Here is a 24,410-nt window from a genome sequence, read left to right as displayed (position 1 = left end):
GTACGAGAACTCTTGTGGGCTCGGGTGCCCCTCGCAGGGGTGTACGGAAGGGGCTCGCGGGGCACCGGGTACTCGGGGGGTTCCGGTTCCCCGTTCCCGTTTCCCGTTCGCGGTTCCCCGTTTCCGGCTCACGCCGAGGAGGAGTGGACATGCGGCACCCCGACGCCCCGCACCCCAGGCCCGAGGGCATCTCCCCGCACGCCCTGGACAACGACACCCTGGTGCACGAGCTGGAGCAGCTGCACCGGACCAGGCACGAGACCTTCCTGCACGGCTCCGAGGAGGCACTGAAGCGGCACACCCGGCGCACCGGGGAGCTGGAGGCGGAGTACCTGCACCGCTTCCCCCACCGCCTCGTCGTCGCCGGCCGGACCAGGGCCGGCGCCCGCGCCCGCGAGGCGGCCGTCCGGGCCGGGGCGCTGCCCGAGTAGCGCGTTCCGCACGCCACCGTCCGCGCCGGGACACGCCGGGCGGCGGTGGCGTGCCCCGGCGCGGACGGTGGGCGAGGGTGGGAGGACCGACCCGTCCACTCCGCGCACCCCCTGGGAGGGCCCCGATGCCCATCGCAAGCGTGAACCCCGCGACCGGCGAGACCCTGGAGACCTTCGAACCGCTGGACGCCGCCGGCCTCGAACAGCGGCTGGCCCGCGCCGAGGCGGCCTTCCGGACGTACCGCACCACGTCCTACGCCCAGCGCGCCGGGCTGCTGCGCCGCGCCGCCGACCTGCTCGACCAGGAGCGCGAGACCGTCGCCCGGACGATGACCGAGGAGATGGGCAAGCCGCTCACCGCCGCCCGCGCCGAGGCCGCCAAGTGCGCCAAGGCGATGCGCTGGTACGCCGAGAACGCCGAGGCGCTGCTCGCCGACGAGCACCCCGACCCGGCCGACGTGGCCGACTCCGGGGCGGCCCGCGCCTACGTGCGGTACCGGCCGCTGGGCGTGGTGCTGGCGGTGATGCCGTGGAACTTCCCGTTCTGGCAGGTGGTCCGGTTCGCCGCGCCGGCGCTGATGGCCGGCAACGTCGGCCTGCTCAAGCACGCCTCCAACGTGCCGCGCACGGCGGTGGCGCTGGAGGAGCTGTTCCAGCGGGCCGGCTTCCCGGAGGGCTGCTTCCAGACCCTGCTGATCGGCTCGGGCGCGGTGGAGGGCGTGATCCGCGACCCCCGGGTGGCCGCCGTGACGCTCACCGGCAGCGAGCCCGCCGGGCGGGCGGTCGCGGCCACCGCGGCCGACGTGGTGAAGAAGGCCGTCCTGGAGCTGGGCGGCAGCGACCCGTTCGTCGTCCTGCCGAGCGCGGACCTCGACGCCGCCGTCGCCACCGCCGTCACGGCGCGGGCGCAGAACAACGGGCAGTCCTGCATCGCCGCGAAGCGGTTCATCGTGCACACCGACGTCTACGACCGGTTCACCGCGGCGTTCGCGGAGGCGATGCGGGCGCTGCGGATCGGCGACCCGATGGACGAGGCCACCCAGGTCGGCCCGCTGGCCAGCCGGCAGGGCCGCGACGACCTGGCCGGCCTGGTGGAGGACGCGCGGGCGCACGGGGCCCGGGTGGAGTGCGGCGGGCGCCGGCCCGAGGGCCTGGGCGCCCGGGGCCTGGACGGCGGATGGTTCTACGAGCCGACCGTGCTGAGCGGCATCACCCCGCGGATGCGGATCCACCACGAGGAGACCTTCGGCCCGGTCGCCACCGTCTACCGGGCGGCCGACCTGGACGAGGCGGTCGCGCTGGCCAATGACACCCCGTTCGGCCTCAGCTCCAACGTCTGGACGGAGGACCCGGCCGAGCAGGAGCGCTTCGTGCGGGACATCCAGGCGGGCGGGGTGTTCTTCAACGGCATGACCGCCTCGCACCCGGCCCTGCCCTTCGGCGGCGTCAAGCGCTCCGGCTTCGGCCGGGAGCTGTCCGGGCACGGGATCCGGGAGTTCTGCAACATCACCACGGTGTGGGTCGCCTAGAGCTCCGGAAATCCGGAGAACGCGCCCGCGCCGCACGCCGGGTGCGCCCCCGGCCGGGGCCGCGCGCCCCGGCCGGATCCGGCCAACTTTCCGGACGGCCGATTTTTCCCCTTTGTCCTATTACCACGGCGCGGGCGCCAGGAACGGTCGGAAAAACCCTTCACGACGCGCGGACACCCCCTCCACGAAAACCCCTTCGTCGACGAACCTGCGTAAATTCTCCTGCTCATATTTCTAAAAGGTGAGACGCTTCCTGCCGAATGGCTGAACGCAGCCCGGTCCCGCACGGAGAAAAGCCCGGTGCGGCGCATTTCCGGATAAGTTCGGTGACGACCTGCCGAACGGTCGGTCACCACGGGAAGGAAACGCGATGAAGTCCCTCAAGCGTGCCGCCGCCCTCGTCTCCTCGGCGGCCGTGCTGGCCGGCGGCATGACCGTCCTGGCCGCGGGCCCGGCGAGCGCCGCCACCGAGATCACCCTCCAGAACGTCGCCACCAGCCGCTACCTCGACAGCAACGGCAACGGCAACGTCTACACCCTCCCCGGCAACGGCGGCTCGTACCAGCGCTGGTACGCCACCGACCTGGGCGGCTCCACCTTCACCCTGCGGAACAAGGCCACCGGCTTCTGCCTCGACTCCAACGGCAACGGCAACGTCTACACCCTGAGCTGCAACGGCGGCAGCTACCAGAAGTGGGTCAGGCGCGCCTCCACCTACGGCAACACCTACCGGAACGTGGCCACCGGCCTCTACCTGGACAGCAACGGCAACGGCGACGTCTACACGCTGGGCGGCAACGGCGGCTCCTACCAGCAGTGGAAGTGAGGACGACCGTCCGACCATTCGAACGGCATTTCCGGAATGATGATATGACTGTTCATCATTTCTGATCTGACTGTTCGTCATGCATGACCGGCCCTCCCCGGCACAGCAATCATCGGGGAGGGCTTTCCCGTGCTACGGTGCCCGGCCTGGGGCCATTCGCACCCGGCGGCTTTCCCGCACCTCCGAAACGGCCCGCCGCCCGCCCCGGAGGGCCGACCGGAAATCGGCCGCACGTCCAATCCCACCCGGAACCACGGGGATGTACGGTGACCCTGAGTACGCTCGCATCAGCACTCCATCGCGGGACGGTGGACGACGCCCCGTCGGCCGCCTCCGCCCGCACCGGTCGGCGGGTGCGGCTCATCCCCTGGGCGGTCGCCCTCACCCTGTTCCTGGTCTACGCGTTCTTCACCGTCCGCCGCCACGAACTGCTGCTCACCAGCGGCTACGACCTCGGCATCTTCGAACAGGGGGTGCGCGGCTACGCCGAGGGGCGCGGCCCGATCGTCGAACTCAAGGGCCCCGGCTTCAACCTGCTGGGCGATCACTTCTCCCCCGCCCTCGCCGTCCTGGCCCCGCTGTACTGGCTCCTCCCCTCGGCCGTCACGCTGCTGCTGGCCCAGTCGGCGCTGGTGGCCGTCGCCGCCGTGCCGATCTGCCGCTGGGCGCTGCGCGCCGCCGGGCCGACGACCGCGCTGGTCGCCGGCTTCGGCTACGGGCTCTCCTGGGGGCTCGCCTCGGCGCTCGGCTTCGACTTCCACGAGATCACCTTCGCGGTGCCGCTGATCGCCTTCGCGGTCTGCGCGCTCGGCGAGCGGCGCTGGACCGCCGCCGCGCTCTGGGCCGCGCCGCTGGTGCTGGTCAAGGAGGACCTCGGCATCACGGTGGCCGCCGTCGGCGCCTACGTCCTGTGGCGCGGCGACCGCCGCACCGGCGCGGTCACCGTGGTGTTCGGGATCGGCGCCTCGCTGCTCGAACTCCTGGTGCTGCTCCCGGCGATGAGCCCCGGGGGCAGCTTCGCCTACTGGGACAACCTGAGCGGCGGCTCGGGCGGCCGCAGCCTGCTCACCCTGCCGCTCGACCTCGTCACCCCGGGCGAGAAGGTCATCACCGTCCTGCTGCTGCTCGCGCCGACCGTGCTGCTGGCCGCCCGCTCGCCGCTGATGATCGTCGCGCTGCCCACCCTCGGCTGGCGGCTGCTCTCCAACAACCCGGCGTACTGGGGCACCAACTACCACTACAGCGCGGTGCTGATGCCGATCGTCTTCGCCGCCTTCGTGGACGTCCTGGTGAAGGCGCGCGAGCGCACCGGCGTGCTGCCCGGGTGGCTCGCCCGGGCGGCGCCGCCCGCCAGTGCGGTGATCACCCTGGCACTGCTGCCCGGGTTCGCGTTCGGCCAGCTGTTCACCCTCGACCTGTGGCGCACCCCGGCCCGGGTCGAGGCCGCCCGGTCGGTGCTGGCCGCCGTCCCCGACGACGCCCGGGTCGCCGCGTCCAACCGGCTGGTGCCGCAGCTCACCGACCGGTGCGAGGTCATCGTGTTCGGCTGGCCGCAGAAGTGGTCGACCGCCGAGTGGATCGTGGTCGACGAGGACCAGCCGATGGGCTGGCCGCTGCCGCCCGACGAGGAACGGCAGGAGCTCGCCACCGTCAAGCGCAGCGGCTACCAGGTGGTGCGCAGCGACCACGGCATCACGCTGCTGCGGCGCACCCCCGGAACCGCCGCGACGGCACCCGGGGACGACTCGACGGCAGCCGGAGCCGCCGCGACGACCCCCGAGGCCCCCGGCACCCCCGGGGCCGGCTGAGCCGGCGGCCCGCCTCCGCCACCCGACCAGCTCCCGCCCCCGACCAGTCCAGGGATCCCGTGCCAGTCGAAACCGGGCTCAGCCCGTCCACCCGTGCGAGCCGGCCGCTGCTGCCGCGCGTCACCCGCCCGTCCGCGTCCGGCACCGCCGGGCCGCTCGCCGGACGCCGGACCGCCGTCCTGACCCTGCTCTGCTTCGCCGTGACCGCGGCCTGCGGGCTGCAGCAGTGGGCGGCGGTCCTGCTCGGCGGCTTCGACCTCGGCATCTTCCACCAGGGCGTGGCCGGCTACGCGCACGGGGGCCTGCCGGTCTCCCCGGTCAAGAGCTACCACCACGAGTTCCCGCCCGGCTTCTCCCTGCTGGGCGACCACTTCTCGCCGATCCTGGCCGCGCTCGCCCCGCTCTACTGGATCCGGGAGGACCCGCGCACGCTGATCCTCGCCCAGGCGCTGCTGCTGGCCGCCGGCGTGCCGCTGGTCCGCCGGATCGCGGTGCACTGCTTCACCCGGCCCGCCGCCCGCACCACCGCCGCCGGACACGCCGGCACCGACCGTGCCGACGGCACCGAGGGCAGCGACGGCACCGACGGCACCGCGCATCCCCGGGCCGTCGGCCGGGCCGCCGACCTGGCCGGCCTCGTCTACGGCCTGGGCTGGCCGCTCCTGGCCGCCGGGCGCGGCGGCTTCCACGAGGTGGCCTTCGCCGTCCCGCTGATCCTGCTGATGCTCGAACGCGGCCTCGCCCGCCGCTACGGCACCGCCGCCCTCGCCGCCGCCCTGCTCTGCGTCACCAAGGAGGACCTCGGTCTGCTGGTCGGCGTCCACGGCCTGGTCCTGCTCTGGCGCAACCGCCCGCGCGGCGACCGGCAGGGCGGGCGGGCCGGGGACCGCCGCGCCCTCGCCCTCGGCGCCGCGCTGCTCGTCGGCGGCCCGCTGGCCTCGGTGCTCGCCATCGTCCGGCTGATCCCCGCGATGGGCGGGCAGCCGGACTACTACTGGGTGTACGGCCCGATCGGCCCGGACGCCCGCACCGCGTTCGCCCATCTGCTCGGCGATCCGCTGCTGCTGCTGCGCACCGCCACCGACGCCCCCGTCAAACCGCTGCTGCTGCTCTGGCTGTTCGGCACCCTGCTGCTGCTGCCGCTGCGCTCCGCGACCACGCTCTGCCTGCTGCCGCTGCTCGCCGAGCGCGTGCTCTCCGACAACCCCAACCACTGGTCGATCGCCCACCACTACGACGCGCTGCTCTGGCCGGTGCTGCTCACCGCCGTCCTGGAGGTGCTCGGCCGGCTGTACCTGCGGGGCGGGGCGCACCGCCGCGCCGCCCACGGCCTGGGCGCGGCGGTGGTGGCGGGTTCGCTGGTGTGCAGCCTGCTGCTGGGCGGGATCGGCCTGCTGACCCCGGCCTTCTGGCGTCCCTCGGCGAGCAACGCCGCCCTCGTCCGGGGGGCCGCGCGGATCCCGGACGGCGCGCTGGTGGAGGCCGACAACCAGGTGGTCCCCCGGCTGGTCGGCCGCACCGACGTCGTCCTGGTGGACGCCACCCCGCGCGGCCGCGACTGGGTCCTGATCCGCTCCGACACCCGGACCTTCCCGTTCCAGACCGCGCGGGAGCAGGCCGAGCGGATCGGGCTGCTGCTCGCCCACGGGTACCGGCAGGTCTGGGCGGAGGACGGGGTGGTGCTGCTGCACCGCGAGAGCGAGGAGCCGGTGCCCGGCGCGCGGGTCCCCGACGGAACCAGTGTGCCGGTGAAGGAGATCGTCCCCGCCGACGTCGGGCACAACCTGTTCAAGGGCTGAGCCCGCGCCGGTGTCCCCGGTCCCGCGCGTGCGGGGCCGGGGACACCGCCCGGGGCGGGGTCAGGCGACGGCCGCCCGGTGCCGGGCCGGCAGGGAGGTCCGCCAGCGGACGAACACGCCGGCCAGGGCGAGCAGGGTGGCGCCCCAGACGATGCTGAAGATCACCAGCATCGGCAGCCAGGTGACCTGGGAGGCGACGGCGCCGAGGCCGAGCGAGAGGCCGACCATGAAGACGACGGCCGTCGGGGTGAGGCTGCACAGCCAGTGCAGGGCCCGGTGCGCCCGGCTCGGGTGCTCCGGCGCGTCGGGGCCGGTGTCCAGGGCCTTGTAGGTGATGAGGTCCATCGGGAATCGCCTCCGGGGGGTGTCAGGGGAGGTCACGAGGCCTTCCGGGGGGTGGCGGTCTTCCGGGTCGTGGTCTTCCGGGTCGCGGACTTCTTCGCGGCGGACTTCGTGGTCTTCCGGGCGGCGGTGGCCGGCTCGGCCGCCGCGGTCTTCTTGGCGGCGGCCCGCTTGCGCGGGGCCGGCTTCTCCTCGGCGGGCTCCCCGGACTCCCCGGCCCCCGTCTCCCCGGCCTCGTCCGCCCGGGCGCGGCCGGGGTGGGCGTCCTTGGCCTGCCGCAGGCTGCTGCGCAGCGCCTCCATGAGGTCGATGACGTTGTCCGGCGCCGCCCCCGCCTCCTCCTCGTGCGGCACCTCGACGCCCTGCAGCCGCGCCTCGATCACCTGCTGGAGCGCCTGCTGGTAGTCGTCGTGGAGCTGGTCGAGGTCGAAGTCCTCGGAGAGGGTCTCCATCAGCGAGCGCGCCATCTTCAGCTCCTGCGGCCGCACGGTGACCTTCTCCTCCGGCGCGATGCCGGCCGCCGGGCGGACCTCGTCGGGCCAGATGCAGGTCTGGAGCACCAGGGTGCCGTCGTGCACCCGCAGCACCGCCGGGGACTCCCTGGTCCGGAGCGCGATCTTGGTGACGGCGATCTGGCCGGACTCCACGAGCGCGTCGCGCAGCAGCGCGTAGGGCTTGGCGGCGGCCTTGTCGGCGACGCCGACGTAGTAGGCCTTGGAGAACATCAGCGGGTCGATCTCGCCCTCGTCCACGAAGGCCAGCACGTCGATGATCTTCTTGCTGGGCAACGGGAGGTCGGCGAGGTCCTCGTCGGTGAGGGTGACGGTCCGGCCGTCCGGGGACTCGTAGCCCTTGGCGATCTCCGCGTACGGGACCTCCTTCTCCTCCCGTTCGCAGTACCGCTTCATGCGCACCCGGCCGCCGTCCCGGGCGTGCACCTGGTGCAGCGGGAGGTCGTGCTCCTTGGTGGCGGAGTAGAGGTGGACGGGGATGGAGACCAGACCGAAGCTGATCGTCCCCTTCCAGGTGGTCTGCATGGGGTCGCTCCTTCCCGGAGCCGTCCCGGTGGTGTCACGCCGTCCCGGGCGGTCCGGGCCCGGGGCTATCCACTTTGCCCGGGTTTGCCCCGTTCGGCCACAGGATGCCGCCCGGCGTCCCTGGGAGGATGGGGGCATGGGGCACAGGACCGGGCCGGCCCCGCCGCCGGCCGCGACGACGTACCGGGTGCGGTACGCGCTGGCCGGCGAGCCGGAGGTGCGCCGCGCCGAGGTCACGGTGGTGCCGGGGTACTCGCAGGAGGCCGACATCCCGGCGGTCCTGGCCGCCCGGCTCACCGGGCGGGCGGCCGACGCGGGGCGGATCGTCCAGCTGGAGGTGACCGAGGCGTGACGGCCCGGGCGCGCGGGGTCAGGCCCGCAGCGAGGCCAGCGTGACGAGCGTGATGTCGGACGGCGCGCCGACCCGGACCGGCGGCCCCCAGGCCCCGGCGCCGCGGGTGACGTAGAGCTGGGTGTCGCCGTAGCGCTCCAGCCCCGCGACCGTGGGGTTGGCCAGCTCCGCCAGGTAGTTGCCCGGCCAGAGCTGCCCGCCGTGGGTGTGGCCGGAGAGCTGGAGGTCGACGCCGTGCCGCACGGCGTCGTGGATGGTGACCGGCTGGTGCGAGAGCAGGACGGCGGTGCGGGACGGGTCCCGGTCGCCGAGCGCCCTGCCGAAGTCGGGGCCGTCGCCCTCGCGCTCCCCCGCGATGTCGTTGACCCCGGCCAGGTCGAAGCCGCCCAGTTCGACCCGGGCGTTCTGCAGCGGGTGGACGCCCAGCTCGCGGACGAAGTCCACCCAGGGCGCCGCGCCGGAGAAGTACTCGTGGTTGCCGGTGACGAAGTAGGCGCCGTCGCGGGCCCGCAGCTGCGCCAACGGCTCGGCGTCGCGGCCGAGCTCGGGCACCGATCCGTCGACCAGGTCGCCGACGACGGTGATCAGGTCGGGCCTCGCGGCGTTGATGGTGTCGACGATCCGCTGGGTGTGGGCGCGGCCGAGGACGGGCCCGAGGTGGATGTCGCTGACCACGGCGATCCGGTACCCGTGGGCGCGGGCCGGCAGCTTGGCGAGCGGGACGGTGACCTGCTTGAGCCGCGGGCCGCGCAGCACCCCGTAGGTCCCGGTGCCGACCACGGCCGCCGCCGCGCCGGAGGCGCCGATCGCGACCGCCCGGGCGACGAACAGGCGCCGCTCCGGCGAGGGGGCGAAGGCCGCTGACGGTGCGTCATCCGGCCCGGCGGGGGCCTCCTCCACGGCCGGCGCGGCCGGGGCGGGGCGTCCGTCCGATCCGCCCGGTCCCGCCGCTGCGGCAGGTGCGGCCGGTGCAGCCGGTGCAGCCGGTGCGGCCGGTGCGGCCGGTGCGGCCGGTGCGGCCGGTGCGGCCCGCCGGGCCGGCAGGCGCAGCAGCAGCGGCCGCAGCAGCTCGCCGGCGCCGAGGGCGAGCAGCAGGTACAACAGCACCGCCAGCCAGAGGTAGCCCGGCCAGGCGAACCAGCGCTGGACCGCCATCGGGAACGCCTGCCCGCCGACCAGCGCGCCGAGCGAGAGCAGCGGCAGCGCGACGGCCAGCACCGTGCCCGTCCGGCGCCAGCCGCCCCCGGGCACCGAGACGTCGCGCACCAGCCGGCGCCAGAGGTACCAGTGGACGAGGGCCAGCAGGGCCAGGACGAGGACGGCGCCGAGCACCACGAGGACGATCATCACGCGGACAGTATGGACGGCCGCCTGACAAACCCCGCCGCGGGGCCCCAACGTGCTGTCGCTGCGTCAGATTTGAGCTTTCCGGGTGACCTTTCCACCCGGGCTGACCAGGGCTTTTGCGTCCGCTCACCGAACAGTTGCCGGTGCCTTGTTCCGATAGCCGGAGGGAGCGGCTAGGTTGCACCGCAATGCGCGGATCCGTCCCCCACCCTCCGGCGTTCGAGCCGAGGGTCAGGCCGCGCTGGAAAGGCACAGGGCACCCTCACGATGCGTGCGGACACCACCACCCAGGCCGGTTCCTCCCCGGCCGGACCCCCGAAGAACGGCCGCTCACCCGGCCACGGCCACGGCGGCGACGGCCAGCTCAAGGCCGGGCTCAAGAACCGCCACCTGTCGATGATCGCCATCGGCGGCGTGATCGGCGCGGGTCTGTTCGTCGGCTCCGGCGCGGGCATCGCCACCACCGGCCCCGGCATCCTGCTCTCCTACGCGCTGGCCGGTGTGCTGGTCGTCCTGGTCATGCGGATGCTCGGCGAGATGGCCGCGGCCGACCCGCAGAGCGGCTCCTTCTCGGCGTACGCCGACCGGGCGCTCGGCCGCTGGGCCGGGTTCACCATCGGCTGGCTGTACTGGTTCTTCTGGGTCGTGGTGCTGGCCGTCGAGGCCACCGCCGGCGCGAAGATCCTCAACACCTGGATGCCCGGTGTGCCGCAGTGGGCCTTCGCACTGATCGTGATGGCCGTGCTGACCGCCACCAACCTCGGCTCGGTCGCCTCCTACGGCGAGTTCGAGTTCTGGTTCGCCGGGATCAAGGTGGTGGCGATCGCCGCCTTCCTGGTGGTCGGCACGCTGGCCGTGTTCGGCCTGCTGCCCGGCACCCACGCCGTCGGCGCCGAGAACCTGACCGGCCACGGCGGCTTCCTGCCGCACGGCGTGGGCGCGGTGTTCACCGGCATGCTCACCGTCGTGTTCGCCTTCATGGGCAGCGAGATCGTCACCCTGGCCGCCGGCGAGTCCGAGGACCCGGAGCGGGCGGTCAGCAAGGCGACCAACAGCGTCATCTGGCGGATCGGGATCTTCTACCTCGGCTCGATCCTGCTCGTGGTCACCCTGCTGCCGTGGGACTCCGCCGCCGTCAAGGGCAGCCCGTACGTCGCGGTGCTGGAGCATGTCGGCATCCCGGGCGCCGGGCGGGTGATGGACGTGATCGTGCTGACGGCCGTGCTGTCCTGCCTCAACTCAGGCATGTACACCGCCTCCCGGATGGCCTTCTCGCTCGGACAGCGCGGCGACGCGCCGAAGGCCTTCGCCTCGGTCACCAAGCGCGGCGTGCCGCGGGTGGCGATCCTCTCCTCGGTGGTCTTCGGCTTCGTGGCGGTGTTCTTCAACTACACCTCGCCGGACACCGTGTTCGCCTTCCTGCTCAACTCGTCCGGCGCTGTGGCGCTCTTCGTGTGGCTCGTGATCTGCTTCTCCCAGCTGCGGATGCGCCGGATCCTCGAACGTGAGAGCCCGGAGCGGCTGACCGTCCGAATGTGGCTGTACCCGTACCTCACCTGGGCCGCGATCGGCATGATCGGGTTCGTGGTGGCGTACATGTTCACCGACGCCGACGGTCGGAAGCAGATGTACCTGTCGCTGGTCGCCGCGGCGATCGTGCTGGCGGCGTCGGCCGTGGTGGGCCGTCGGCGGCGGGCCGCGGCGGTGGCACCGGCATCCTGAGCCGGATCGCAGGACCGCCCGCGGACACCGGGCCCGGGAGCCGTTGCGGAGGCTCCCGGGCCCGGTCCCGTTCCCGGCGCCGTTCCCGTTCCCGGTGACGCTCTCCGGTGCCGGTCTCCGGTCCCGCCTTCCGGTGCCGTTCCGTGACGCGGCGGACATGACCCGGCGACGCGCCGCCCCCTACTCTTTCCCCTCATGCGAGATCTTGCAGCGGGGATGGGGTACCTGGCCAAGGGCCAGAAGTGGGTGGGGCGGCACGGCCGCTGGTGGGCGTTCGGGATGATCCCGGCGCTGATCACGCTGGCCGGCTACGCGGTGGCGCTGTTCCTCCTCGGCGGCTGGGCCGGGGACATCGCCGCGTGGGCCACCCCGTTCGCCGACTCCTGGTCCTCGCTCTGGCAGGACCTGCTGCGCACCACGCTCGCCGCGGTGGTCCTCGTCGGCGGGCTGCTGCTGTCCGTGCTCACCTTCACCGCGGTCACCCTGCTGGTCGGCCAGCCGTTCTACGAGGCGCTCTGCGAGAAGGTCGACGAGACCGAGGGCGGTGCGCCGACCCCGCCGGAGGTGCCGCTCTGGCGCGAGCTGGTGGTGGCGGCCCGGGACAGCCTCTTCGTCCTGGTACGGGCCGGCGGCTTCGGCGTGCTGCTGTTCGCGGCCGGGTTCGTCCCGGTGGTCGGGCAGACCGTGGTGCCGGTGCTGGGCTTCCTGGTCTCCGGCTTCTTCCTCGCCCTGGAGCTGACCTCGGTCGGCCTGCAGCGGCGCGGGGTGCCGCAGCGCGAACGGCTGCGGCTGCTGCGCGGGCGGCTCGGGCTGGCGCTCGGGTTCGGCGTGCCGCTGGTGCTGGGGTTCCTGGTCCCGCTGGTGACGGTGATCGCCATGCCCGGCGCGGTGGCCGGCGCGACGCTGCTGGCACGCGACCTGGTACCGGTCGAGGAGGAGCCCCGGCCGTCGCCGGAGGACGGCGACGAGCAGGGCGGCCAGGGCGAGCACGGCGAGCGGCCGGACGCGACGGCCGTCCCGGAGCTGCCGGAGTACGGCGCGCGGCGGCCCGTGGAAGGCAACCCGTACGCCGCCGCCCCGCCGCCGGCGGAGCCCCGGCCGCACCGGAGCGCGTGAGCACCCCGTCACCCTGGGTCCGGCCCGCCGCCGCCCGCGTGTGAGGCCCCCCACACGGGCCGGGCGGTCTACTGCCGCCGATAGTGGCCGGGCGTGCGGCCGCGCCCCTGCCGCGGTCCGCGGCGCGCCGTCCGCCGGACGGCGGCCCGGGTGGGCGGGCGGCGCCGGAGCGGAACGACGCAGGCGGCGGGCCGGTTCGGACCGTCGGTTCATCGGCGGTCGGCCGGTTCGGCCATCGATCCATGGAAACGGACAAATCTCCACGAAGCGCCCGGCCCCGGCCGGGCGCTTCGCCGTTGCGGGCCCCCCGGCTCCACTACCGCCCGTCGTAGTCGAGCGCTTTGCCGCCCCCGCCGGGCTCTGCCAAGAATGGCCCGTCGCCGGGCAGCGCGGCCGGCCCCGTACGCCGCCGCAGGCCGCTGCCCCCGGGCGGCGCCCGACCCGCCCACGACGGCGCCCCGACGACACCCCGACGACACCCCGACGGAAAAGGATCGTCCGCTTCATGCAGCTCAGCCATGCCCGCCGCAACTCGCTGATCACCGGAATCGCCACCGTGGTGGTCGCGGGCGCGGCCACCGCCGCCCTGGCCGTCCCGGACAGCGGGACCGCCGTCGCCGAGGCCCCCGCCGCCGCGGTGGTCGACACCGCGGCTCAGGCGCAGGCCGCCGCGGCACAGGCGCAGGCCGAGGCGGACGCCCGGGCCCAGGCCGAGGCCCAGGCCGCCGCCGCTGCCGCGCAGGCGCAGGCGCAGGCCGAGGCGGACGCCGCCGCCCGGGCGCAGGCCGCCGCCCAGGCCGAGGCCGAGGCGAAGGCCCAGGCGGACGCCAAGGCCAAGGCGGACGCCTCGGCCGCCGTCTCCCGCTCGCAGGGGCGCTCCGCACTGAACAGCAAGCCGTCCTACTCCGGCAGCCCGCGCGAGATCGCCGCCCAGATCGTCCCGGCCGGCCAGCTCCAGTGCTTCAACAACATCGTGTCCCGCGAGAGCAGCTGGAACGTCACCGCGACCAACCCGTCCTCCGGCGCCTACGGCCTGGTCCAGGCCCTGCCCGGCTCCAAGATGGCCTCGGCCGGCGCCGACTGGCGCACCAACCCGGTCACCCAGATCAAGTGGGGCCTCACCTACATGAACTCCCGCTACGGCAGCCCGTGCGGCGCCTGGGCGTTCTGGCAGTCCCACCACTGGTACTGAGCCGACCCGCCCGTCTCCCCCGCGACGGGCCCCCGGGCGACCCGCCCGCACGCTCACGGCACACCGCGCAGGCCACCCGAACGGATCGCGCCGCACGCCGGCCTGCAAACGCCGCGTGACGGCGGACGGCGTGCGGCAGACGCCCCGCTCCGCGCGCGGCGCCGGCGGGAGCCCGGTGGCGCGGAGGGCCGTGGTCCCCGTACGGGCCGTGCGGGGACCCCGCGCTCCCCGTGCGGGCCGTGCGGCCGGCCCGCAGGTCGGCCGAAATCCCGGTGGTCCCGCGGGTGTCCGGGGCGCCAGAGTGGGGCCCATGGACCAGGTGAGGCTCTCCGACGGGGTCGTCACGCTCACGCCGTTCCGGGCCGAGGACATCGACGCGCACCTCGCGGGCGAGGACGAGTTGCTGGTGCGGTGGCTGAACGGCGGCCCGAGCACCCGGGCGGGCACCGAGGAGTACGTGCGCCGGTGCACCGCCCAGTGGGTGTACCGGGGGCCGGCCCGGGTGTTCGGGATCCGGACCGGGCCGGAGCCGGTGCTCGCCGGCACGATCGACCTGCGGTTCGCCATGCCCTGCCTCGGCCCGGGGCAGGTCAACATCGCCTACGGCCTCTACCCGGCCTTCCGCGGGCGGGGCCTGGTCACCAGGGCGGTGCACCTGGTGTGCGGGTACGCGGTGCAGGAGGGCGCGCGCGAGGGCGTGATCCGGGTCGACCCGGAGAACCACGCCTCGGCGGCGGTGGCCCGGCGGGCCGGTTTCCGGTACGCGGGGCGGATGCCCGAGCCGCCCGGGAGCGCGCTCGACCGGTACGTCCGCGAGCTGGCCGGCGCACCCGTCGGGGCGCGGGCGGCGTCCGCCCGCAGGGTCTGAACGATCCCGTCAGGGGCGGCGCCGGACGGCCGCCGCCACCTCACCCGCCAGCAGGCCGACGGCGATCGCGGTCACCAGGGTGACCAGCTCCACCAGGTCGCGGAACCCCCCGACGGGGTGACCGCCCGCCAGATCGGTGAGGCCGCGCATGCCGAGCGAGCCGACGGTCAGCGTGAAGAAGCCCGGCAGCAGCAGGAGCAGCCGCGGCGGCGCGCCCGGGCGGGCGGCGAGCCGGGTCGCGGCGGCGCCGAGGACGACCGCGGCGGCGAAGGTCCCCGCCACCTCGCCGGCCAGCCAGGTGGCCAGGGTCTGCGCCGCGACCGTCAGGTAGACCAGGAGCAGCAGCACCGGCCCGAACCGGGCGGGGATGGCGAAGGCCAGCACGGTGCCCGCGGTGAAGACGATCCAGGCGGTGAACAGCGCCCAGCGCGGCAGGTCCTGGGCCGCCGCCAGGTCGAACAGCGCGTGCCGGTCGCGGCCGGTGACGGCCAGTCCGATCAGGATCCCGACGTACAGCTGGAGCAGCAGGAAGACCGCGTAGACCAGCCGGACCGCGCCCGGCGTCAGGTGCCCGGCGGCCAGTTCGGCGGTGGCGGCGCTCAGGTAGTCGCCGGGGACGAAGAAGAACAGCGCGGGCAGCATGATCAGCACCGGTCCGCCGTGCGCCGGGGTGCGGGCGAAGACCAGCAGCGCGATCACCGAGACCACGACGGCCGCCGCCAGCGGCAGCACCGGGCCCAGCCGGGGCCGGCGGTCCGCGGCCAGGGCGAGCGCCGCGCTCGCCGAGGCGAGGACGGCGGTGGAGCCGATCTCCCACCAGGTGGGCTGCATCAGCGGGGCGAAGCCGAGCGAGAAGAGGACGATCCCGAGCGCCTTCGCCCACCAGGGGTACGGCGGCGGGGCGGTGTCGAGCGCGGCGAGCCGGGCGGCCGCCGCGGGCAGGGTGAGCCGGCCGGCGTCCAGGTCGGCGAGCAGTGGCCGGACGGCGGCCACCTGGTCGAGGCGGAACACCTCGGGGAACGCCCGGACCGTCACCGTACTGGTCCCGCCGGCGGCGCTGACGGTCAGCACCGCGCCCTCGGGGACGACCAGCAGCCGCGCCGAGCCGCCGAGCGCCCGGGCGGCGCCCGCGACGGCCGGTTCCAGCTCCTCGACGCCCTCGCCGCTGTTGCGCAGCAGCACCGTGGTCAGCCGTGCCAGGAAGGCGGTGAGTTCACCGACCCGCGGTGGCCGCGTCAGCTGTTCCAAGGCCCGCCTCCGTCCGCGTCCCGCCGTGGTGACCTCTCCAGCCTGCCCGCCGGCCGGGAACGGCGCGCGTCGGAGCGGGCCCGGGGCGGGTCCGGGGGATGACGTGGACGCGCCCGGAGCAGTCGGTGAAGATATGGCGCACGTCCGTACGGTTTGACGGTATTTGCCCCTGTCTACGGGCCGTCAGGGCTTTGCCACCGCTCCCGGGCGCTCCTACGCTCCCGCGTCATGCCCTCACCCCTGATCAGCGTCGTGATCCCCGCCTATGACCAGCAGAAACAGCTGGCGGACTGCCTCGACTCGCTGCTCGCCCAGTCCTTCCGCGACTTCGAGGTGCTGGTGGTCGTCGACCGCTCCCCCGACTGCCCGGCCCAGCTCGCCGACCGCTACGCGGCCCGCCACCCCCAGGTCTCCGTGCTGCGCCTCGACGCGGCCGTCGGCGTCGGCGTCAGCCGCAACGCCGGCGCCGCCCACGCCCGGGGCGAGTACCTGCTCTTCCTGGACGCCGACCACCTGCTCGCCCGCGACGCCCTGCGCTCCTTCGCCGACCGGCTGGCCGCCACCGGGCCGGTGGACCTGCTGCTGTTCGGCCACACCCGCCGGCACGGCGGGCGGGACTGGCCCGGCGGCGCCGAGGCGCTGCTCGCCGGGGCCGGGCCGGAGGTGTTCGCCCCGCTGGAGCGCCCGGAGCTGCTGGGCGCGCCCGCGCTGGCCTGGGACCGCCTGATCGCCCGGGCGCACTGGCTGCAGCAGGGCCTGGCCTTCCCCGGCGGCCGCTACGAGGAGATCCCGCCGGTGCACCGGGCGATGCTGACGGCCCGCCGGGCCTGCGCGCTGCCGCGCGCCTGCGTGCAGCTGCGCCGCCGGGAGACCGTGCACCCGACCGGCTCGCCGGGCAGCAGCAGCTTCGACATCTTCGAGCAGTACGAGCGGACCTTCGCGCTGCTGGACGTGCTGGACGTCCCGGACGCCGCCCGGGAGGCGCTGTTCACCCGGATGATCCGGCACTACCTGTTCGTCTTCGACCTCGCCGGGTGCGTCGCCCGCGCCGAGCGCCCCCAGTTCTTCCACCGCGCCGCCGAGCACCACCGTCGCTTCCAGCCACCCGGCCACCGCCGCCCCGCCGGCCGCGAGGGCGTGAAGTTCTCCCTGCTGGCGGGCGGCGCCTACCCGGCGTTCGAGGTCGCCAAGCTCTCCCACATCGCCGCCGGCACCCTCACCGGAGCGGCCCGCCGCCGCTGAGGGCGCCAGGGGCCGGGGCTCGGGTGCGGGGGCGGACCCCCGCCCCCGCACCGGGCCCGTCGGGGTGCGCGGCGTCGGGGTGCGCGGCGGCCGGGCTCAGACGTGCGCGGTGCCGCCGTCGGCGGCGAGGGCGGTGGCGAGGGCGGTGGCGACGCGGTACAGGGCAGGTGCAGGTGGGCCCCGCCGTCGGCGGCGAGGGCGGTGGCGACGCGGTGCAGGGCAGGTGCAGGTGGGCCCCGCCGTCGCCCCAGCGCTTCACTGACAGTGCCGGACACGCCGGGCGCCCGGCCGGCCCTCTCCCGGTACCGCCCGCCGGTCGCGGCTGCGATGATCGGCGGTAGCCGTCCGGCGTCCGGACGCACCACCGCCCGGGAGGACCCGCCCGTGAGCCGCCCCGACACCGCCCCCGGCACCGATCTGGCCCGCGAGCTGTCCGCGGTGCTGCGCGGCGAGGTCCGCTTCGGCGCCGCCGAGCGCACCGTCTACAGCCACGACGCCTCCAACTACCGCCAGCTGCCGCTCGGCGTGGTCAAGCCGGCCGACCCGGACGACGTGCGCACCGCGCTCGCGCTCTGCCGCCGCTACCGGGTGCCGGTGGTCGCGCGCGGCGCCGGGACGAGCATCGGCGGGCAGGCGATCGGCCCCGGCGCGGTGGTCTTCGACTTCCGCCGCCACCTCGGCGCCGTCCTCGACGTCGACCCCGGGCGCCGCACCGCGCGGGTCGAGCCGGGCACCGTGCTGGACGACCTGCAGCGCGCCGTCCGCCCGTACGGGCTGCGGTTCGGCCCCGACCCGTCCACGCACAGCCGCTGCACCCTCGGCGGCATGATCGGCAACGACTCCTGCGGCGCGCACTCGGTGGCCTGGGGCCGCACCGCCGACAACGTCGAATCGCTGGACCTGCTGCTCGCCGACGGCACCGAGCTGACCGTCGGCGGCCCGCTCGGCCCCGGCGAACGCGCCGCACTCGCCGCACTGCCCGGGCCGGCCGGACAACTCCACCACCGGCTGCAGGAGTTCACCGACCGGAACCTGGCCGTCATCCGCCGCGGCATGCCCGCGCTGCCGCGCCGGGTCTCCGGCTACCCGCTGGACGCGCTGCTGCCCGAACACGGCCACCACCTGGCCCGCGCGCTCACCGGCACCGAGGGCACCTGCGCGCTGCTGCTCGGCGCCACCGTCAAGCTGGTCGAGGACCCGCCCGCGCGCGCCCTGGTGCTGGCCGGCTACCCGGACGAGACGGCCGCCGCCGACGCCGTCCCCGCGCTGCTGCCGCTCGGCCCGCTCACCGTCGAGGGCATGGCCGCCGACCTGATCGCCGCACTGCTCGCCGCGGGCCCCCGGCCGCCCGCCCTGGACCGGCTGCCCGACGGCGCCTGCTGGCTCTTCCTGGAGACCGGCGGCGCCACCCCGGCCGAGGCGCTGGACGCGGCCCGCCGGATCGCCGACGCCGTCCGGCGCGAACGCACCGCCGCCGCCGTCGTGGTCACCGACCCGGCCGAGCAGCGCCAGCTGTGGGGCGTGCGCGAGGCGGGCGCCGGCATCGTCACCCGGCTGCCCGGCGGCGGGGAGGCGTGGCCCGGCTGGGAGGACTCCGCCGTCCCGCCGGAGCGCCTCGGCGACTACCTGCGGGCGCTGCGCGCACTGCTGCGCCGGCACAGCCTGCACGGCGTCCCGTACGGGCACTTCGGGGAGGGCTGCGTCCACCTGAGGATCGACTTCCCGCTCGCCCGGCCCCACGGGGTGCTGGTGTTCCGGGAGTTCCTGGAGCAGGCGGCCGATCTGGTGGTCTCGTACGGGGGTTCGCTCTCCGGCGAGCACGGCGACGGGCAGGCCCGCGCCGAACTGCTGCCGCGGATGTACCCGCCCGGGATCATCGCCCTGTTCGGGGAGTTCAAGCGGATCTGGGACCCGGAGCGGCTGCTCGGCCCCGGCACCCTGGTCGACCCGCGCCCGCTGGACGCCGACCTGCGGTTCACCGGCCCGGTGCGCGCGCTGCCGCTCGCCCTGCCGTACGAGCAGGACGACGGCAGCCTCGCCAAGGCGGTGCGCCGCTGCGTGGGCGTCGCCAAGTGCGTCGACCCCGCCACCGGGGTGATGTGCCCGAGCTACATGGCCACCGGCGAGGAGCGGCACTCCACCCGCGGACGCGCCCGGCTGCTCGCCGAGATGCTGCGCGGCGGCGGCCCGGCCGGCGGGGCGATCGCGGACGGCTGGCGCTCGGCCGAGGTCCGCGAGGCGCTGGACCTCTGCCTCGGCTGCAAGGGCTGCGCGAGCGACTGCCCGGTCCACGTCGACATGGCCACCTACCGCACCGAGTTCCTGTACCAGCACTACCGGCACCGGCCGCGGCCCGCCGCGCACTACGCGCTGGGCCGGCTGCCGCTCTGGCTGCGCGGCGCGGCCCTGGCACCCGCCCTCGCCAACACCGTCGCCCGTTCCCCGGCCGCCGGCGCGCTCAAGCGGCTCGCCGGGATCGACCCGCGCCGGGTGCTGCCCGTCCTGCCGCCGGAGACCTTCACCCGCTGGTTCCGGCGCCACCGCGCCGCCACCGGCCCGGCCCCGGCGGGCGCGCCGCCCGTCCTGCTCTGGCCGGACACCTTCGCCGACCACCTGCAGCCGGAGGTGCCGCGCGCGGCCGTCGAGGTGCTGGAGCACCTGGGCTTCGACGTCCGGCTGCCGGCCGGCCCGGTCTGCTGCGGCCTGACCTGGTACTCCACCGGCCAACTCCCCGGCGCCCGGCGGGTGATGCGGCGCAGCCTGGCCTCGCTCGCCGCCACCGGCCTGCCCGCCGGCACCCCGGTCGTCGGGCTCGACCCCAGCTGCACGGCGACCCTGCGCGAGGAGGTGCCGCGTCTGCTCGGCGCCGAGGGCCGCCCGCTGGCCGAACGGACCCGCACCTTCGCCGAGTTCATCGACGAGTACGCCCCCGACGCGCCGCTGCCGCAGCTGCCGGTGGACGCCGTCACCCAGACCCACTGCCACCAGCACGCCGTACTCGGCAGCGCGGCGGACCGCCGGGTGGAGCGGCGGATGGGCGTCGCCAACCGCGTGCTGGACTCCGGATGCTGCGGCCTCGCGGGCAACTTCGGCTTCGAGCGCGGCCACTTCGAGGTGTCGGCGGCGATCGCCGAACGGGTCCTGCTCCCGGAGCTCCGGGCCGCCGGGCCCGACACCGTCGTCCTCGCGGACGGCTTCAGCTGCCGCACCCAGATCGCCCACCTGGCCGACGGCCGCCGGGCCCTCCACCTGGCCGAACTGATGCAGCGCGCACTGCACACCCGCCCGTCGCCCACCCCTCCGCCCCCTGCCCCCCGCTGACCCCCGCCGGCCCCCCGCGCCGTGACCACCGGCCTTCCTGACGCCCCGGCCCTCCTGACGCGCCGACCTCCTGACGCCCCGCGGCGCGGCCGTCACAATGGCGGGATGACCACCCTCACCACCGCCGCGGCGGACAAGATCCTCGCCGACAACCTCGCCCCCTGGGTGCAGGCGCTCGGCCTGTCGGTGACCGAGACCGGCGAGCACCACGCCGTACTGCGGCTGCCCTGGTCGGAGCAGCTCGCCCGGGAGGGCGGCGCGCTCTGCGGGCAGGCCCTGATGGCCGCCGCCGACACCGCCTCGGTGATCGCGGTCTCGGCGGCCCGGGGCGGCTTCGGCCCGATGACCACCGTCCAGCAGTCGACGAACTTCCAGCGCGCGGTCACCGGGCGGGACGTCCTGGTGCACGCCCGGGTCACCAAACTGGGCCGGCGGATCGCCTTCCTGGACATCACCCTCACCGCGGAGGGCGAGCAGGGCGAGGCGGCCCGGGCCACCGCGGTCTACGCGCTGGCCTGAGCCGCCCCGGCCTCACGCGCCCTGCGGCGTCTCCAGCACCTCCTTCGAGCGCGGCGGGTCCTCGGCGCAGACCGCCGTCACGAACTCCGCCACCCGCGCCTGCGGCATGCCGCGCGCGATGTCCGCCTCGCTGATCATGCCGACCAGCTCGTGCTCCGGGTGGTTGATCACCGGCAGCCGGCGCACCCGGTACTGCTCCATCACCCGCAGCACCTGCTCGACGTCCTCGTCCGCCTCCACCGTCATCGGCCGCCCCTGGGCCACGTCGCCCGCCGTCACCCGCGCCGGATCGAGGCCCTCGGCCACGCACTTGAGCACGATGTCCCGGTCGGTGAGGATGCCCAGCAGCTTCTGCCGCTCGCCGCAGATCGGCAGCGCCCCGACACCGCGCTCCTTCATGATCCTGGCCGCGGCGGCGAGTGTCTCGTGCTCGCGCACGCACTCGGCGCCCCGGTGCATGATGTCGCCCGCATTGGTCATGATCGGCCTCCTGACGTGCCTGTCACTCCCAGGTCTCCATCGTGGTCCGGCGCCGGTGGCCCCGCCACCGGGCCCGCTACCCCGTGCCGCCGCCGCCCGCCCGGCGATCCGGCGGATCCAGCGGCGACCGCTCCAGCACCTCCTCCAGCGGCGGCAGTTCGAGCTGCTCCATGCCGGGCAGGGTCGGCTCCTCCACCGCGTCCGCGGCGCCGCCGCCCTGCTCCTCCAGACCGCGCCGGTGCGTCTCGGCCGCGCTGTCCAGGAAGCGCAGCAGCTCCACCGGGAACGGCAGCACCAGCGTCGAGTTCTTCTCCGCCGCGACCTCCACCACGGTCTGCAGCAGCCGCAGCTGGAGCGCCGCCGGGGTCGCGCTCATCACCGCCGCCGCCTCCGACAGCCGCGCGGACGCCTGGTACTCGCCGTCCGCCGTGATGATCCGCGCCCGCCGCTCCCGCTCGGCCTCCGCCTGCCGGGACATCGAGCGCTTCATCGCCTCCGGCAGGGCGACGTCCTTGATCTCCACCCGGTCGATCTCGATCCCCCAGCTCAGGGCCGGACTGTCGATCATCAACTCCAGGCCCTGGTTGATCGGTTCGCGGTTGGCCAGCAGGTCGTCCAGCTCGCTCTTGCCGATGATCGACCGCAGCGAGGTCTGCGCCACCTGGGAGATCGCGAAGTTGTAGTCCTGCACATTGACGATCGCCTTCACCGGGTCCAGCACCCGGAAGTACACGACGGCGTCCACCCGGACGGTCACGTTGTCCCGGGTGATGCCCTCCTGCGCGGGGATCGGCAGCGTCACGATCTGCACGTTCACCCGGCGCAGCCGGTCCGCGACCGGCACCAGCGCGACCAGCCCCGGCTGGCGGACCTCCTCGCGCACCCGGCCGAACCGGAACACCACGCCCCGCTGGAACTGCTGCACCACCCGCAGGCTCAGCCCGCCCACCACGGCCGCCACCATCAGCACCGCGACCATGACCCCGATCACCACATCGACGACCATGACGGCCTCCTCGCGCAGCAGCGAGCCCGGCCGACGCCGGCCCGACCCGGCCGACGGCCGCCGGAACCACCGGTTCCCACGCTACGCCTGCCCGGCCGCACCGGGGCGACCCCGGCCCGCGCCCCTAGGATCGACGCCATGCCGCAGCCCCCCGTTCCGCCGGACCCCGCCGGCCCGCCGGACCCCGCCGACGACCCGGAGCACCCGCGCCACCCCGCCGGGGCCGCCGCCCGCGCCGCGGACCTCACCGTCCTCGACCGCGTCGTCACCGGCTGCCGGGCCTGCCCGCGACTCGTCGAATGGCGCGAGGCGACCGCCCGCACCAAGCGCCGTGCCTACCTGGACTGGGACTACTGGGCCCGCCCGATCCCCGGCTTCGGCCCGCCCGACGCCCCGCTCGTCCTGGTCGGACTCGCCCCCGCCGCCCACGGCGCCAACCGCACCGGCCGGATCTTCACCGGCGACCCCTCCGGCGACCTGCTCTACGCCTCCCTCCACCGCCTCGGCCTCGCCAACCGCGCCGAATCCGTCCGCCACGGCGACGGCCTGGCCCTGCACGGCGTGCGGATCACCGACCCGGTGCGCTGCGCCCCGCCCGACAACAAGCCCACCACCGCCGAGCGCGACACCTGCCGCCCCTGGATCGCCCGCGAGTTCGAACTCCTGCGCCCCACCGTGCGCGCCGTCGTCGCCCTCGGCGGCTTCGCCTGGCAGGCGCTGCTCCCCGCGCTCGACGCGGCCGGCTGGACGGTCCCGCGGCCCCGGCCGCTGTTCGGCCACGGCGCCCACGTCACCCTGCCGGCCCGGGACGGCGGCCCGCCGCTGGAGCTGTACGGCTGCTACCACGTGAGCCCGCGCAACACCAACACCGGCCGGCTCAGCACCGCCATGCTGCGCGAGCTGCTCCGCACCGCCGCCCGCACCGCCGGACTCGATCCCGCCGAGGACTGACCGGCCGGCTCAGGCCCAGCGCGGCAGCTTCCGCCGGGCGGCGCGCGCCCACACCTCCGGCAGCGCCCGCCGGGCCCGCTCCGCCTCCGCCAGCTGCCGCCCGTACAGCACGCCGTAGCCGAACGCCTCCTCCGAGGCCCCCGCCTGCGCCCGCAGCGCCGCCGAGGCCACCACCGCGTCCTGGTGCTCGCCCAGCAGTTCCTGCACGGCCTTCATCCGCTTCACGTAGCGCTTCGCCCTGCGGCCCGCCACCGGCACGGCGGTCTCCCCCGCGTACCGGGCCCGCTTGGCCGCCTTCCGGGCCTCGTGCAGCGCCGCGTCCCGCGCCCCGTCCCGTCCCTCGCCGGCCGCGAGCGCCGACCGCACCCGCTCCGCCGTCCGCCGCTGCTCCCGCGCGGCCACCCGGGCCAGCTCCGGACCGGCCGCCCGGGCCGCCCTGCCGCGCAGCGGCGGGTCGGCCAGCAGCGCCGCCAGGCCGTCCGCCAGGGCGCGGCGGCGGGGGCTGTCCAGCGCGGCCACCACCTCCGGCCACACCCGCCGGTGCTCCGCCCGGCCCCAGCGCTCCAGTTCCACCGCGACCCGCTCGGGCCCGCACTCCGCGGGCAGCTCCCGCGCCCGCGCCGCCAGCCGCTCGCCCAGCACCTCCCGGTCCCGGGCCCGCCCCAGCGCCGCCGCCAGCCACCGCAACTCGGCCACCAGCTCGTCCGTGGCCCCCGGCGCGAGCAGCCTCCGGTAGCTGCGGAGCGCACTGCGCAACCGCCGGCACGCGACCCGCATCCGGTGCACCGCATCCGGCAGATCCGCCCGCACCGCCTCGTCCAGCCCCGCCAGCACCTCGGCCTGCGCCCGGATCCGCCCGAGCACCACCTCGCCCACGGTGACCATCCGCCTGCACCCCCTCCCGGGGCCGTCCGCCACCCCTCCAGGCTAGCCCGCCCCCACCACCCCGCACCGGCCCTCCACGGCAACGGTCTCCCCCTGACGGCACACGGAACGAAAAGTCGGCCCCACCGACCTCCCACGCCACCCCGCCCGCACCCGCACCGAACCCACGGCGCATGTCCGCCGCCCACCCCGGCTCCGAGCAGAACACCCGCAGCAGGAAGCCGGCCCACCCGACTACCCACTCCACCGTCACCACAGACTCACCCGGCCCGAAACAGAAAAGCGACCCAACCGACTCCCCTGCCACCTCACCCCCACCGCAGAACCGCCGCACCCCAGGCGGCGGCAAGAACCGACCGGCCCCACAACCGACCGCACCACCCGGCGTG

Annotated in this window: 21 protein-coding genes; 14 read left to right on the top strand and 7 right to left on the bottom strand. The window is 75.4% G+C overall.

Annotation, left to right across the window (positions count from 1 at the left end):
- The first annotated feature begins 149 nt into the window (after window positions 1–149).
- The 5 genes from ACF1AK_RS27900 (at window position 150) to ACF1AK_RS27880 (ending at window position 6,393) form a co-directional block, all read left to right on the top strand.
- Window positions 150–431 (top strand): DUF6158 family protein, encoded by a 282-nt coding sequence (locus ACF1AK_RS27900; RefSeq protein WP_391501584.1) that lies wholly within the window; start codon window positions 150–152, stop codon window positions 429–431.
- Between the two features lie 125 nt (window positions 432–556).
- Window positions 557–1,960, top strand: a complete 1,404-nt coding sequence (locus ACF1AK_RS27895; protein ID WP_391501583.1) for an NADP-dependent succinic semialdehyde dehydrogenase — start codon at window positions 557–559, stop codon at window positions 1,958–1,960.
- Window positions 1,961–2,330: 370 nt separating this feature from the next.
- Window positions 2,331–2,786 (top strand): RICIN domain-containing protein, encoded by a 456-nt coding sequence (locus ACF1AK_RS27890; protein WP_391501582.1) that lies wholly within the window; start codon window positions 2,331–2,333, stop codon window positions 2,784–2,786.
- A gap of 308 nt (window positions 2,787–3,094) precedes the next feature.
- Window positions 3,095–4,594 carry a DUF2079 domain-containing protein gene (locus ACF1AK_RS27885; RefSeq protein WP_391501581.1) on the top strand — a complete coding sequence of 500 codons (1,500 nt, stop codon included), beginning with the start codon at window positions 3,095–3,097 and terminating at the stop codon, window positions 4,592–4,594.
- A gap of 59 nt (window positions 4,595–4,653) precedes the next feature.
- Window positions 4,654–6,393, top strand: a complete 1,740-nt coding sequence (locus tag ACF1AK_RS27880; RefSeq protein ID WP_391501580.1) for a DUF2079 domain-containing protein — start codon at window positions 4,654–4,656, stop codon at window positions 6,391–6,393.
- A 60-nt stretch (window positions 6,394–6,453) separates the two neighbouring features.
- Here the strand turns inward: ACF1AK_RS27880 and ACF1AK_RS27875 are convergent, their stop codons facing one another.
- Together ACF1AK_RS27875 and ACF1AK_RS27870 are read right to left on the bottom strand one after the other, a co-directional pair.
- Complete coding sequence (locus tag ACF1AK_RS27875) at window positions 6,454–6,738, bottom strand: hypothetical protein (RefSeq protein ID WP_391501579.1); 285 nt, start codon at window positions 6,736–6,738, stop codon at window positions 6,454–6,456.
- A gap of 32 nt (window positions 6,739–6,770) precedes the next feature.
- Window positions 6,771–7,772: a Ku protein gene (locus ACF1AK_RS27870; protein ID WP_391501578.1), complete on the bottom strand. Its 1,002-nt coding sequence runs from the start codon at window positions 7,770–7,772 to the stop codon at window positions 6,771–6,773.
- 136 nt (window positions 7,773–7,908) lie between these two features.
- On the opposite strand from ACF1AK_RS27870, the gene ACF1AK_RS27865 reads away from it, so the two are divergent.
- Window positions 7,909–8,124 (top strand): hypothetical protein, encoded by a 216-nt coding sequence (locus ACF1AK_RS27865; protein WP_391501577.1) that lies wholly within the window; start codon window positions 7,909–7,911, stop codon window positions 8,122–8,124.
- 18 nt (window positions 8,125–8,142) lie between these two features.
- On the opposite strand, the gene ACF1AK_RS27860 is transcribed toward ACF1AK_RS27865, so the two are convergent.
- The gene (locus tag ACF1AK_RS27860; protein ID WP_391501658.1) at window positions 8,143–9,471 is read right to left on the bottom strand and encodes a metallophosphoesterase; all 1,329 of its coding nucleotides are present in this window, start codon (window positions 9,469–9,471) and stop codon (window positions 8,143–8,145) included.
- Between the two features lie 267 nt (window positions 9,472–9,738).
- Here ACF1AK_RS27860 and ACF1AK_RS27855 point away from each other — a divergent pair, with 267 nt between their 5' ends.
- The 4 genes from ACF1AK_RS27855 to ACF1AK_RS27840 all read left to right on the top strand — a co-directional run bounded on the left by ACF1AK_RS27855 (window position 9,739) and on the right by ACF1AK_RS27840 (window position 14,369).
- A complete protein-coding gene (locus tag ACF1AK_RS27855; protein WP_391501576.1) occupies window positions 9,739–11,193 on the top strand; it encodes an amino acid permease in 1,455 nt (484 codons plus the stop codon).
- A gap of 195 nt (window positions 11,194–11,388) precedes the next feature.
- On the top strand, window positions 11,389–12,309 hold the full coding sequence (locus ACF1AK_RS27850; RefSeq protein WP_391501575.1) for an EI24 domain-containing protein: 921 nt from the start codon (window positions 11,389–11,391) through the stop codon (window positions 12,307–12,309).
- Between the two features lie 505 nt (window positions 12,310–12,814).
- Entirely contained in the window at window positions 12,815–13,501 is a 687-nt protein-coding gene (locus tag ACF1AK_RS27845) for a lytic transglycosylase domain-containing protein (RefSeq protein WP_391501574.1), read from the top strand.
- A 310-nt stretch (window positions 13,502–13,811) separates the two neighbouring features.
- Window positions 13,812–14,369 (top strand): GNAT family N-acetyltransferase, encoded by a 558-nt coding sequence (locus tag ACF1AK_RS27840; RefSeq protein WP_391501573.1) that lies wholly within the window; start codon window positions 13,812–13,814, stop codon window positions 14,367–14,369.
- A gap of 9 nt (window positions 14,370–14,378) precedes the next feature.
- Here ACF1AK_RS27840 and ACF1AK_RS27835 read toward each other — a convergent pair whose 3' ends face one another.
- Window positions 14,379–15,617: a threonine/serine exporter family protein gene (locus ACF1AK_RS27835; RefSeq protein ID WP_391501572.1), complete on the bottom strand. Its 1,239-nt coding sequence runs from the start codon at window positions 15,615–15,617 to the stop codon at window positions 14,379–14,381.
- A gap of 228 nt (window positions 15,618–15,845) precedes the next feature.
- Here ACF1AK_RS27835 and ACF1AK_RS27830 point away from each other — a divergent pair, with 228 nt between their 5' ends.
- From ACF1AK_RS27830 to ACF1AK_RS27820, 3 genes are all read left to right on the top strand, one after another.
- Window positions 15,846–16,859 carry a glycosyltransferase family 2 protein gene (locus tag ACF1AK_RS27830; RefSeq protein ID WP_391501571.1) on the top strand — a complete coding sequence of 338 codons (1,014 nt, stop codon included), beginning with the start codon at window positions 15,846–15,848 and terminating at the stop codon, window positions 16,857–16,859.
- Between the two features lie 327 nt (window positions 16,860–17,186).
- Window positions 17,187–20,180 carry an FAD-binding and (Fe-S)-binding domain-containing protein gene (locus ACF1AK_RS27825; protein WP_391501570.1) on the top strand — a complete coding sequence of 998 codons (2,994 nt, stop codon included), beginning with the start codon at window positions 17,187–17,189 and terminating at the stop codon, window positions 20,178–20,180.
- 105 nt (window positions 20,181–20,285) lie between these two features.
- Window positions 20,286–20,699, top strand: a complete 414-nt coding sequence (locus tag ACF1AK_RS27820) for a PaaI family thioesterase (RefSeq protein ID WP_391501569.1) — start codon at window positions 20,286–20,288, stop codon at window positions 20,697–20,699.
- 12 nt (window positions 20,700–20,711) lie between these two features.
- Here ACF1AK_RS27820 and ACF1AK_RS27815 read toward each other — a convergent pair whose 3' ends face one another.
- Together ACF1AK_RS27815 and ACF1AK_RS27810 are read right to left on the bottom strand one after the other, a co-directional pair.
- The gene (locus tag ACF1AK_RS27815) at window positions 20,712–21,179 is read right to left on the bottom strand and encodes a CBS domain-containing protein (protein ID WP_391501568.1); all 468 of its coding nucleotides are present in this window, start codon (window positions 21,177–21,179) and stop codon (window positions 20,712–20,714) included.
- 76 nt (window positions 21,180–21,255) lie between these two features.
- A complete protein-coding gene (locus ACF1AK_RS27810; protein ID WP_391501567.1) occupies window positions 21,256–22,185 on the bottom strand; it encodes a slipin family protein in 930 nt (309 codons plus the stop codon).
- A 138-nt stretch (window positions 22,186–22,323) separates the two neighbouring features.
- Here ACF1AK_RS27810 and ACF1AK_RS27805 point away from each other — a divergent pair, with 138 nt between their 5' ends.
- Window positions 22,324–23,136 (top strand): uracil-DNA glycosylase, encoded by an 813-nt coding sequence (locus ACF1AK_RS27805; protein ID WP_391501566.1) that lies wholly within the window; start codon window positions 22,324–22,326, stop codon window positions 23,134–23,136.
- Window positions 23,137–23,145: 9 nt separating this feature from the next.
- Here the strand turns inward: ACF1AK_RS27805 and ACF1AK_RS27800 are convergent, their stop codons facing one another.
- On the bottom strand, window positions 23,146–24,021 hold the full coding sequence (locus tag ACF1AK_RS27800) for a CHAD domain-containing protein (protein WP_391501565.1): 876 nt from the start codon (window positions 24,019–24,021) through the stop codon (window positions 23,146–23,148).
- Window positions 24,022–24,410: the final 389 nt, after the last annotated feature.

Source organism: Kitasatospora sp. NPDC015120 (assembly GCF_043080305.1).
Classification (GTDB): domain Bacteria; phylum Actinomycetota; class Actinomycetes; order Streptomycetales; family Streptomycetaceae; genus Kitasatospora.
Note: the sequence above shows the minus strand (reverse complement) of the source record. Positions and strands in the feature narration are given on the sequence as shown.